Raw genomic sequence first — 11,322 nt, 5'->3', positions numbered from 1 at the left:
CAGGCCACAAAATCCGCAGCGCCTCGCCGCCAGGGATGCGGCGGCCGTTGTGACTTCGCGGCGTCAGCGGCCCCTTTCCTTCCGGGTCTGTATCTGCTTCATAATATCATGTTATCGTTACAAAAGCAGAGAAGCAACGGACAGCACGGCTCGAAGCAAAATTTTTGTGTGCCGGACGTTTTTCTCCGGCAGTTGAGCGCGGCATAAGGGGGCGCGGTCGCGCAGCGGCGCGCCCCAGCCGCGCCGGGCATAGGGCCGCTGCCGCCCAACCGACAGCTCAGGAAAGCCTGCGACCGACGCGCGGTCAACCTCCACGACGTCAAAGCCGCCAGCCACGGGACATTGGAACAGATTTTGGCTGTCGGGCCTGCGGCAGTTGCGCCCGGCATAAGGGGCGCGGTCGCGTAGCGGCGCGCCCCAGCCGCGCCGTCCATGGCCGGGCTGTCCTGAACGGCGGGGGGTTATGGGGGTTGTAGGGGGTCTAAGGGGGGGCGCAGCCCCGCCCTTGACCCCCTGCACAAAAAACGCCGCTCTGCCCGCAGGCCTCTCGGTCTTCCGCCCCTACCGCAATATCTGCAAAAAAGCCTGCCGCAGAAAGGCCAGCATGGAGGCGTAGCGCTGCTCCTGCGCCAGCAGATTCTCCACATCCCACAACACCCAGACCAGATGCCCGCGGTGGCGCAGCTGCTGCAGGGGGCGCAGCACGCCGGGCAGTCCGGCGGCCTTGCCGGCGGCGGAGCCCAGCACCACCACTCCCCGGGAGCGGAGACGGCGCGCCCCGGACCAGAAAACGTCGGGCGCGGGCACATAGGCGGGCGCAGCGGCTACGGACGTGCCGGGAGGATTTCCTGCCGGCGCGGGGGGCAGGGCGTCCGGGTCCGGCGGCAGACACACGGGCCAGAAGGTGTGGGTGCCCGCCGGGTGGCCCAGGTCGCGCAGCAGGCGCTGCAAGAAGGCGCGGCGCTCGGTGCGGCCAGGGGCGTCGGGGTCGCGGATGTCCTGGCCCAGGTTCCAGTAGGTCCACAAAATATGGCCGGGCCGGGTCTGGCTGAGCAGGTCGCGCCAGGGCGCGGGCCAGACGTGGGGCGGCAGGGGCCGCCAGGCGGCTTCGGCTGTTGCGGCGGGGGCGTCGGGCGCGGGGGGGCGGAAGGCGTGCACGGTGGCCCGTTGCGGCGCGTGTTCCGGGGCGGCGGGCCTGCTGCGCTCTGGCCGGGCCGGACGCGACGGGGGTTGCCGGTGCGCCGTGGGACGTTGCGGCGCGGCAGGCGTGGGGCGCGCGGCGGGGGCGTCCGGCTGGGCAAAGGCGTCAAAGCCCGGCGGCATGAGCAGAGAGGTCAGGCCGCGTTGCCGCCAGAGAGCCGCCAGGGGGTTCAAAGCCGCAAAAGCCATGTGCAGAGATCCCAGGCCGCGTCGGCCTTGCTTTGGTTGGGCCAGATGGCTTCGCCGCCGAGGGCGTCCGCCACGGCCAGGCTGTTGGTGGGCGCGGCAAAGCCGCTGTCCGCGCTGTTGACGCGGTTGGCGGCCAGCAGATCCGCCTTTTTGCGGGCCAGCTTGGCCCGGGCCAGGGGCAGCAGGGCGGCCATGTCCGGCGCGGTTTCGGCGGCAAAGCCCAGCACCTTCTGGTGCGGCGCGCGGGCGGCGGCCAGGGTCTGCAGGATGTCGGGATTGGGGGTGAAGTCCACGCTGAGGCCTTGGGGCGCGTCGGCTTTTTTGAATTTGTGCGGCCCCAGCGGCTTGGGGGAGAAATCCGCCACGGCGGCGGTGAACATGCCCAGATCCATGCCCGGCCACAGCTCCACGGCTGCGGCGTGCATTTCGCGCGCGCTGGTTACGTTGCGCCGGGTCAGCTCGCGCGGCAGGGCGTAGTCCACGCCCGGCCCGCAGAGAGCCGTGACCGCGGCCCCGCGCAGCCAGGCGCACACGGCCAGGGCCGCGCCCATGAGCCCGGTGGAGGGGTTGGACCAGTAGCGCACGCCGTCCCAGGCTTCACGGGTGGGGCCCAGGGTGACCAGCACTTTTTTGCCCGCCATGTCCTGCGGGGCCAGGGCGCGCAGCCCGGCCAGAAAAATGTCCGCCAAGGGGGCGAGGCGGCCTTCGCCCTGATCGCCGCAGGCCGTGCCGCCGCAGTCGGGCCGCACCAGGTGCGCCCCGCGCTCCCGCAGCAGGGCTGCGTTGGCCTGGGTGGCGGGGTGCGCCCACATGCGCGGGTTCATGGCCGGGGCCAGGACCAGCGGCCCGTCAAAGGCCAGGGCCTGGGCGGCCAGCATGTCGCCTGCCGCGCCGTGGGCCAGGCGGGCGAGCGCGTCGGCCGAAGCCGGGGCCACCACCATGGCGTGAGCGTGCTGGCCCGGCTCCAGATGGGCGAAGACTTCTTGTCCGGGGGTGAACATGTCCTCATACACGGGCGCGGCCCCCAGAGAGGCAAAGAGCAGCGGCGCGACAAACTGCCGCGCGCCGGGGGTGAGCGTTGCGGAAACGTGCAGATCCAGGGCCAGCCAGGCCCGCAGCAGGTCCGCGGCCCGGTAGCAGGCCACGGAGCCGCAGACGCCCAGGTGCAGGCGCTTGCGGGCCAGGCGGGTCAGCCGGTCTGCGGGCGTGTGCAGGCCGCTCACAGGTTGCGCTCCTCCAGCCCGCCGGAGCCGCCGTTGTTGCCGCCCCAGGTGCGCACCGTGGCGCCGGGCTGGGGGGTGGTGTCCATGCCGCCCGCGCCGGGGGCGGCATTGTAGCTGCCGGCCTCGCCAGCGGCGTCCGTGCCGGAAGGGGTGAAAGCGCTCTGCGCGGGCAGGGCGGCGCCGTCGGGCAGACGCGCGCCGGTCCAGATTTCCAGCACGGTGCCCAGGGTTTCGCGGTGCAGGGTAAGCACGGCCTGGCTCTGGCCCCGTTCGTAGACGTAAACGGCGCGGCCGCCTTTGCGCAGGGCGAGGCGCAGCTGCCAGCCCTGGCCTTGCAGGCCGGTATACATGATCTGGGCGGCAAAGCCGGGGTCCGCATCGCCGCGCAGCACTTCCAGCCCTTCGCTGCCGGCCGTGCCGGCGGTTTCGTAGCCGTGGGAGGCAAAGCGCTGCATGCCCGCGGGCGTGGGCACGCCCAGCAGGCGGCTTACGGTCACGTCCGTGCCGCCGGTGAGGGGGTCGTTGGAGAAGGGATTGTGCAGCCCTTCGGCGCAGCCTTGGAGCAGGCCGAGGGCGCAGCAGAACGCGAGGATGACAAGCGGGCGCGGCATGGCTATACTCCTTCCCCTCCACCGCCATTGCATATGTGCCGTGGCGAATGTCATACCCTAGCCTCTCCGTTCCGCGCTGACAAGCCCGGTGGGAGGCGCAGCCGTGAGGCCCGGAATCATGCCCATTGAGGAAGCCGATTTTTGGTTGGAAAGTTATAACTTTGACCTGCCCCAGGAGCGCATCGCCCAGTTCCCGCCGGAGGAGCGCGGCAACTCGCGGCTGATGGCGCTGCCGCGCACGGGCCCGCTGGAGCTGACCCACGCGCAGTTTGCGGACCTGCCGGATCTGCTGCCCCCTGGCGCGCTGCTGGTGGCCAACAATTCCCGCGTGCTGCAGGCGCGGCTGCTGGGCACGCGCGCCACGGGCGGCAAGGTGGAGTTTTTGCTGCTGACGCCCCTGCCCCTGGTGCTGGAGCGCGCCAGACCGGACAAACTGGGCGGCCTGGCCGCCGAGGCCGACGGCCTGGTGCGATCGGGCGGCAGCATCCGCGATGGGGAAAGTTTTGATTTCGGCGCGGGCATCAAGGTGACGGTGCTGGAATCGGGCCCCTTCGGCCAGCGGCGGGTGCGGCTGCACTGGACGGGCGATCTGGCCAGGGCTTTTGCCGCCACGGGGCACATCCCGCTGCCGCCCTACATCAAGCGTCCGGACGGGGAGGAGGACAAAAGCCGCTACCAGACCGTCTACGCCCGCGAGGACAAAACCGGATCCGTGGCCGCGCCCACGGCGGGCCTGCATTTTACTGAGGATCTGCGCGCCAGGCTGGCCGCCCGCGGCTTCCAGTGGGCGGAGGTCACCCTCTATGTAGGCTACGGCACCTTCAGCCCCGTGCGCAGCCAGAACATCCGCGCCCACCGCATGCACCGCGAATATATTGAGGTGCCGGAGGCCACGGCCCTGGCCGTGGCCCGGGCCAAGGCCGAGAAGCGCCCGGTGGTGGCCGTGGGCACCACCAGCGTGCGCGCTCTGGAGGGCGTGGCCGAGCTCTGCGGCCGGGTGCAGCCCTTTGCGGGCTGGACGGACATTTTTCTCTATCCCGGCCAGCGCTTCCGTGTAACGGACGCCCTGGTGACGAATTTTCACCTGCCGGAATCCTCCCTGCTCATGCTGGTGTCCGCCTTTGCCGGGCGCAAGCGCGTGCTGGCGGCATACGCCGAGGCCGTGGCCAGGGGTTACCGGTTCTTTTCTTACGGGGACGCCATGCTTATCCGCTGACGTTTCCGCGGCGGCGTCCGCTTCGGGCGGGGCGGCGAGCCCCGCGCCGGGCGGCATCCCCCCACAGCGTCCCTGCCGCCGGGCGCAAAGGAGTATCCATGTCGCGAGTCGTTTTTCTGGAAGAGCGCTGCAAGGGCTGCCGCCTGTGTGTGGAAGCCTGCCCGGCGCACATTCTGCGGCCTTCGGGCCGCTATAACCGCCAGGGCTATGAAGTCATGGAACAGGCGGGATCGTGTACGGGCTGCGCCGCCTGCGCCGTTATGTGCCCGGACGTGGCCATCCGCGTGTTCCGCACCGCCAGGACCAAGGGAGGTGCGGCATGAGCGAGGCCGAACGCATCCTCATCAAGGGCAACGAAGCCATTGCTTATGGCGCGGCGGACGCGGGCTGCCGCTGCTACTTCGGCTACCCCATCACCCCGCAGAACGAAGTGCCCGAAGCTCTCTCCGTGCTGCTGCCCGATCGGGGCGGCCAGTTTGTGCAGGCCGAAAGCGAGGTGGCCGCCGTCAACATGCTGCTGGGCGCGGCGGCCTGCGGCGTGCCGGCCATGACCTCCTCTTCGGGCTGCGGCATTTCGCTCATGCAGGAGGGCGTCTCCTACATGGCGGGCAGCCAGATCCCTGGGGTCATGGTCAACATGCAGCGGGGCGGCCCTGGCCTGGGGGATATCGGCCCTTCCCAGGGCGATTATTTTCAGGCCGTCAAGGGCGGCGGCCACGGAGACCACCGCAACCTGGTTCTGGCTCCCAGCACGGCACAGGAGTGCTACGACTTCATGTTCCGCGCTTTTGCCCTGGCCTTCAAGTACGCCAACCCCGTGCTGGTGCTGGGCGACGCCATTGTGGGCCAGATCAAGGAGCCCGTGCGCCGCGTGCCGCCCAAGGACGCCGTGCCGCCGGAAGACCTGGCCCGTCTGGCCGCGGGCTGGCGGCTGGAGGGCTACGGCAAACGCGGGCCCGGCGCTGGGCCGCGGCTGCTCAAATCCGTCTATCTGGCGGAAGGGGCCCTGGCCGAGCGCAACCGCATGCTCATGCGCAAGTATGAAGCCATGCGCGCCGAATGCGCCTTTGACTGCGTGGATACGGAGGATGCGGAGCTGGTGGTGGTGGCCTTCGGCTCCATGGCCCGCATCGCCCGCAGCGCCGTGCGCGCTCTGCGCGCGGAAGGGCGCAAGGTGGGGCTCTTCCGCCCTGTGACCCTCTATCCCTTCCCGGACGAAGCCCTGCGCGCCCTGGCCCCGGGCCGGCGCTTTCTGGTGCTGGAACAGAACACGGGACAGATGGTGGAGGACGTGCGCCTGGCCCTCTGCGCCCAGCCCGGCGCGGCGGCGGCCGAGGTGCGCTGGCACGGGGTCATGCCCGGGCTGTTCGTGGGGGCCGAGGCCCTGCGCGAGCCTATGCTCCAGGCCCTGGAGGAGAAGTGATGGATACCGCACTGCAAGAAGAACTGCGCCCCCAGGCGGGCGAAACCCTGGTTTTTGACGCCAACCCCGTGCTCAATGAGCGCGAAACCCACTACTGCCCCGGCTGCCATCACGGCATTGCCCACCGCCTGGTGAGCGAGGTGCTGCATGAGCTGGGCGTGGCGGAAAGGACCATTCTGGTGGCCTCGGTGGGCTGCGCCACCTTTACATACGATTACTTCAACGTGGACGGCCTGGAGGCCCCCCACGGCCGGGCCTGCGCCGTGGCCACGGGCGTGCGCCGCGCCCGGCCCGACGCCGTGGTTTTTACCTACCAGGGCGACGGCGATATGGCCGCCATCGGCATGGCCGAATCTCTGCACGCGGCCAACCGGGGCGAGCGCATTACCGCCGTGTTCATCAACAACACGGTTTACGGCATGACCGGCGGCCAGATGGCCCCCACCACCCTGCTGGGGCAGAAGACCACCACCACCGTGCACGGCCGCAACGCCGCCAACGAGGGCGGGCCCATCCATATGGCGGAGCTCATGGCCCAGCTCGGCGGCGTGGCCTATGCCGCGCGCTGCGCCCTGGACAGCGTGGCCCATGTGCGCGCGGCCAAAAAGGCCCTGCGCCGCGCCTTTGAGGCGCAGATCAACGGCCTGGGCTTCGGCTTTGTGGAGCTGCTTTCCGGCTGCCCCACCAACTGGCACATGGACCCCATCGCGGCCAACAAACGCATTGCGGAGGCCATGATCCCCGAGTTCCCCCTGGGCGTGTACAAGGACGCGGCCGCCCCGCAGGAGGCCGACCATGAGTGAGTATCAGGACGTGATTATTGCCGGTTTCGGCGGGCAGGGCGTCATGCTGGCGGGCAATCTGCTGGCCCAGGCGGGCATGGAGCACGGGCTGGAGGTGTCCTTCATCCCCGTATACGGCGCGGAAATGCGCGGCGGCACGGCCAACTGCACCGTGGTGCTGGATACGCACCCCATCGGCGCGCCCTTGGTGCGCGAACCGCGTTCCACCATCATCCTCAACGAGCCCTCGCTGACCAAGTTCCAGCCGCGCCTGCACAAAGCGGGCGTGCAGATTGTCAACGCTTCCCTTATTGACCGTGGGCTGCTGGACGCCAGCCGCCGCAGCGTCTACATCCCGGTCAACGACATGGCCCATGAGCTCGGCAACGTGAAGCTGGCCAACATGGTGGCCCTGGGAGCCTGGATTCGGGCCACCGCGGCCCTGCCCCTGGCGGCCGTGCAGGAAGCCCTGCGCCGTGTGGTCAGCAGCCACTACGCCCACCTGGTGCCCGTCAACGCCAAGGCGTTGGAGGCCGGCTACAACTTCGCCGCGTAGGGGCGTCCGGGCCCTGCCGCTGCACACGCGGGCTGTTGAAAAAAACGCAGGCCGGGGGGTTCGCCTCCCGGCCTGTTCCGTATGGTGGGGCGGGCGTCTGCTTGCGCAGCCCCCTGCTGTGGAGGCGGAAGCGCAATGCATTTTGCGCTGTTAAGCGCCGAAACAAGCGTGCCGTAAACTTTGAGAATGCATATTCTTAAAGTTAATCTGCTCTAAAAGTAGTCTGAAAAGTAGGGTTTGTCCGAGGGGATAAGGCTTTCCAGCTTTTTAAGCAGGTGGTAGTCCATATCAATGCGGTCGTTGTTGTAGAGGTAGGTGGGGCGTTTGTAGCCCATAAGCATGGTGGTGAGGGTCTGGATGTTGAGGGAGATGCGGTGCCCAGTGCTCCAGGCGGGCACTTTTTCGCACAAGGTGCGGCCCTCAGCCCAGCCCACGCGGAAGATGCCGTTGTTCCAGGGGGCCATGGGGTCGCTTACGTTGAGCTCCAGCACCAGGCGCGGATCTGTGATCTGGAAGGCGTAGGTTTCCACAAATTTCTGCACGTCCACGATGCGGGCCATGGCGTAGGGCTGGATAGTCTCGTCGATTTCGCTGTCTTCAAACTGGAAGGCCAGGGATTCCCCGCTGTAGTTGCAGCCCTCCACCTTGGTGATCATAGAGAAGTGAGCGCTGATATAGTTCCAGATGCCTGATTTGGCCTCCTGATTCAGGTAGACCATTTCCTTGATGCTGAAAATTTCGTTTTCTATGTAGTAGATGACGTAGCCCAGGGGCTTGCCGTCCGCGCTGTAGTATACGGCGGCCATGACGTCGTCCGAATCCCAGCGCCAGTATTCTTCCCATTCCAGCGCGCCGCGGATGAGCGCGCCGTGCTCCTGCCGGGCAAAGTAGCGGTAGACGCGGTGCAGGTCTTCGCTTTCGATGTCCACGCGCTCGATCTGTCCGTCCACGGGGTGGCGGCGGGGCAGCTGGGTATCCTTGATGGTGAAGGTCATCTTGTCCGAGATGATTTCCCAGCCGTGCTTGCGGTAGAGGGGGATGGAGTAGGGGCAGAGGTAGGAGATGGCCTGCTGCTGGTCGCGCATGTATTCCAGGCTTTTGCCGATAAGGGTGCGGATGAGCCCGCGGCCCGTGTATTCCGGGTAGGTGGCCACGCCCGTGATGCCGCCCATTTTGCAGATGCTGCCGTGGATGTTCACTTCCATGGGGTAGATGACGATCTGCGAGGCGAGGTGGCCTTTGTAGAACCAGCCCATAACGTGCGAGGCCTCGAAAATGGGCAGCTTGGACTGCTTCATCTCCTTGTCGGACCAGCCGATGCGGGCCATCTCCGAGGAGCTGACCTGAAAGGCGTAGCGCAGCAGGGCTTCAAATTCCTCAAAGTCTTCTTCGCCCAGCTGGCGGAACTCAAAGGCGTCGTTCTGGGGCACAGGTTGGTGCGGCGCGGCGACCGGACGGTCGCCGCGCTCGGGTCGGCCTACAGGCACCAAGGGCGCGCCGTCGCGTTCGTCCGGCGGCGCGCCAGCGGCGTGAAAGGGGTGCGGCTCCAGGCGCGGGCCTTCCAGGGGGGACAAGTGCTGTTGCTTGTGGAGGATACGCATTCCGCTCCATCCGTAAGATCTTGGGTGCCCTGTACCCCCTCCGGCCGCTTTGCGCAAGGGGCGGCGGCCCTGCTTCGCGGGCTATGCCGGGGCGCACTCCATATCCGCCGTTACGCGCACCACGTCGCCCACAATGGCCGCGGGGATGCTCGGCCCGATGCCGAAATCGCTGCGTTTGAAGGCGCCGCTCACCTTAAAGGAGATGGTGGGCTTCTGGTTCATGGGGTTGGTCACCTGGTTGCTTACGCAAAGGTCAAAGGTCATTTCCCTGGTTACGCCGTGCAGGCTCAAAGCGCCGGTAACGGTGCCCGTGCGGTCGGGCCCCAGATGGACGACGGAGCTCGTGAAGCGCAGCTCGGGGAATTGCCCCACGGCAAAAAAATCCGCGCTGCGCAGGTGTTCGTCCCTGGGCGGGACGCGGGTGTCGATGCCGGCGGTCTGGGCCGTGAGGGTGAAGACGGCGTCCGTCAGATCCTCCCGGGCGGCCTCTACCGTCAGGGCCGCGTCGGCGAAGCGGCCGTAGATGTCGGTGATGCCGAGGTGCCGAGCCACAAACCCGAGCCGTGAATGGGCTGGGTCGTTCTTCCATGTGCTCATAAGGAACCTCCTTTTGCCGCCAGTATACCTGCGCCCGCCGCCGCCGTCAAAGCCGCGCGGGCGACCCAAGAAAAAATTTTCCCGACCCTTGACTTTAGGACTATAGGATAATACTTGTCAGGAAACAAACTCACTTTGTAGCCTCTCTTTCCCGATTGAAGGAGGGGGCACGGCACAGATACGCCAGTGCGTGCAAAGGGATGGGCTTAGGTCAGTTTTTTGACGTAAGTCATTCTTATTGTATGGACTTTGGAGCGTACGCCATGCCCCTTTTTTTGCCTTTTACGGCTTTGGCCTCCCTTTTGCAAGGTATCAGTCCTGCACCGCGCCACACGCGCGGCGTGGGGCTTTTTGCATGCCGGGGGCGGCATCGTCCTTCTAATACTGAATAAACGTCACGAACCTTACGAGGCGTCATCATGACTGAGATCAAAGTTCCCCGTCCGCAAGCCGGACAGCGTGTGGAAATAGTTCCCTCCGCCGAGGGGCGTCTGGCCCTGGCCTTTGCCCTGCAGGATGCCGGCATTGTCCGCCAGGGGAGTGACCTGGTCTTTATGTTCCCGGACGGGGGCTCGGTGGTGCTGGTAGGGTTTTATGACCTGCCCGCCGACCATCTGCCGGAATTTGCCGTGGACGGCGTGGTGGTTTCCGGCGAGGAATTCTTTGCCGCCCTCAATAATCCGGATCTCATGCCCGCGGCGGGCCAGCTTACAGCGCCGCACACGGGCAGCCTGGATGCGCTGGATTTTAACGGCGCGCCCCCTTCCCTGGTTGGCGGCCTGGACCACCTGCCGGGCACGGGGGGCTCCGGAAGAGATCTCTTTGGCGAGTCTGGCGGCGGCCGGCAGGCCGGCGATTTCGGGGGCGGCCCGGTCATCCCCGGCACGCCTTCGCCTGCGCCGCGGGGGGGGGACAACCCCATGCCGCCGCAGCAGCCCGCCCCTGACCACAGCGTGCGCCTGGAGGCGCTGGCCCAGCAGGACCAGTCGGGGCAGTCCCGGCCCGGGCCGGGCGGCCCCGCGCCCGTGGCGCAGACTTTGGAGGTGCACGAGGCCGGTCTGGCCAGCGGCAGCGCGCCCGGCACAGGCGCAAGCGCCGACGGCGGGCTGCGCGTGTTTGCGCCCGACGGCGTGGGCAGCATCGTCATCAACGGCGTGACGGTCTGGGCCAACGGGCGGCTGGCGCAGGATTCCGTGGACGTGCCCGGCGGCACGCTCAGCGTGGCTTTTGACCCGCGCAGCGGCGCGCTGACCTATGCCTATCAGCTGGACACGGCTCTGGACCATGGCACGGACAGCCTGACCAACGACGTGACCGTGACGGTTACGGACCGGGACGGCGACAGAGCCCAGGCCACCCTGCACCTTACGGTGGAGGACGACAGCCCGCGCATTGAGAGCTTTGCCGCCACGGCCACGGACCAGATCGCCCCCACGGCCAGCGGCAACGTGCTGGCCGGGGCCGCAGCCGGCGCGGACGGCGCGCACTTCGCCTGGACGTCGGAAGCGCAGTCGGCCTACGGCACGGTGACGCTCAATGCCGACGGCGCCTACAGCTTTACGGCGGGCGGCGACGCGGCCAAGGCCCTGGGCGCGGGGCAGTCCGTGCAGCAGTCTTTTTCTTACAGCTATACGGACGCCGACGGCGACGCAGCCACGGGCACGCTGACCATTACCATCAGCGGGACTAACGACGCGCCGGAAGTGGCGGCGTCCACGGCGACCGTGGCCGAAGATACGGCCCAGGTCACCGGCATACTGCCCGCGCCCACGGATGTGGACAGCACGGACACCCCGTTCTATGAACCCCAGACCAACACCGCTGGAAGCTACGGCAGCTTTACCCTGGCGGCCGACGGCACCTACACCTATACCCTGAACAACAACTTGGCTGCGGTGCAGGCCCTGGGCGTGAACGAGACCCT

At 67.6% G+C, this 11,322-nt stretch carries 11 protein-coding genes; 6 read left to right on the top strand and 5 right to left on the bottom strand.

Annotated elements, in window-relative coordinates; translation table 11 throughout:
* Nucleotides 1–561 precede the first annotated feature (561 nt).
* The 3 genes from BLS55_RS11440 to BLS55_RS12350 are packed head-to-tail and all read right to left on the bottom strand — an operon-like array spanning nt 562 to nt 3,223.
* Nucleotides 562–1,389, bottom strand: a complete 828-nt coding sequence (locus BLS55_RS11440) for a hypothetical protein (RefSeq protein ID WP_092155324.1) — start codon at nt 1,387–1,389, stop codon at nt 562–564.
* Nucleotides 1,371–2,612 (bottom strand): bifunctional phosphopantothenoylcysteine decarboxylase/phosphopantothenate--cysteine ligase CoaBC, encoded by a 1,242-nt coding sequence (coaBC, locus tag BLS55_RS11435; protein WP_257243239.1) that lies wholly within the window; start codon nt 2,610–2,612, stop codon nt 1,371–1,373. Before coaBC ends, BLS55_RS11440 begins: the two co-directional genes overlap by 19 nt.
* Entirely contained in the window at nt 2,609–3,223 is a 615-nt protein-coding gene (locus BLS55_RS12350; protein WP_257243238.1) for a hypothetical protein, read from the bottom strand. The genes coaBC and BLS55_RS12350 overlap by 4 nt, the downstream gene beginning before the upstream one ends.
* Nucleotides 3,224–3,341: 118 nt before the next feature.
* Between BLS55_RS12350 and queA the strand changes: the two genes are divergently transcribed.
* From queA to BLS55_RS11410, 5 genes are all read left to right on the top strand, one after another.
* The gene (queA, locus tag BLS55_RS11430; protein ID WP_092155320.1) at nt 3,342–4,439 is read left to right on the top strand and encodes a tRNA preQ1(34) S-adenosylmethionine ribosyltransferase-isomerase QueA; all 1,098 of its coding nucleotides are present in this window, start codon (nt 3,342–3,344) and stop codon (nt 4,437–4,439) included.
* Nucleotides 4,440–4,537: 98 nt separating this feature from the next.
* Nucleotides 4,538–4,762: a 4Fe-4S dicluster domain-containing protein gene (locus tag BLS55_RS11425; protein WP_092155318.1), complete on the top strand. Its 225-nt coding sequence runs from the start codon at nt 4,538–4,540 to the stop codon at nt 4,760–4,762.
* A complete protein-coding gene (gene vorB / locus BLS55_RS11420) occupies nt 4,759–5,862 on the top strand; it encodes a 3-methyl-2-oxobutanoate dehydrogenase subunit VorB (RefSeq protein WP_092155316.1) in 1,104 nt (367 codons plus the stop codon). Before BLS55_RS11425 ends, vorB begins: the two co-directional genes overlap by 4 nt.
* Nucleotides 5,862–6,665: a thiamine pyrophosphate-dependent enzyme gene (locus tag BLS55_RS11415; RefSeq protein ID WP_092155314.1), complete on the top strand. Its 804-nt coding sequence runs from the start codon at nt 5,862–5,864 to the stop codon at nt 6,663–6,665. Before vorB ends, BLS55_RS11415 begins: the two co-directional genes overlap by 1 nt.
* Nucleotides 6,658–7,200 carry a 2-oxoacid:acceptor oxidoreductase family protein gene (locus BLS55_RS11410; protein ID WP_092155312.1) on the top strand — a complete coding sequence of 181 codons (543 nt, stop codon included), beginning with the start codon at nt 6,658–6,660 and terminating at the stop codon, nt 7,198–7,200. The genes BLS55_RS11415 and BLS55_RS11410 overlap by 8 nt, the downstream gene beginning before the upstream one ends.
* 212 nt (nt 7,201–7,412) lie before the next feature.
* Here BLS55_RS11410 and BLS55_RS11405 read toward each other — a convergent pair whose 3' ends face one another.
* Nucleotides 7,413–8,801 (bottom strand): GNAT family N-acetyltransferase, encoded by a 1,389-nt coding sequence (locus BLS55_RS11405; RefSeq protein WP_218970749.1) that lies wholly within the window; start codon nt 8,799–8,801, stop codon nt 7,413–7,415.
* Between the two features lie 81 nt (nt 8,802–8,882).
* Entirely contained in the window at nt 8,883–9,398 is a 516-nt protein-coding gene (locus BLS55_RS11400; RefSeq protein ID WP_092155310.1) for a YceI family protein, read from the bottom strand.
* Nucleotides 9,399–9,817: 419 nt separating this feature from the next.
* On the opposite strand from BLS55_RS11400, the gene BLS55_RS11395 reads away from it, so the two are divergent.
* Nucleotides 9,818–11,322: VCBS domain-containing protein (locus BLS55_RS11395; RefSeq protein ID WP_218970748.1), on the top strand; the 1,505-nt coding region annotated here is incomplete at its 3' end.

This window comes from Desulfovibrio legallii (assembly GCF_900102485.1).
Classification (GTDB): Bacteria; Desulfobacterota; Desulfovibrionia; order Desulfovibrionales; family Desulfovibrionaceae; genus Desulfovibrio; species Desulfovibrio legallii_A.
This window is presented reverse-complemented; position numbering and strand designations above follow the sequence as displayed.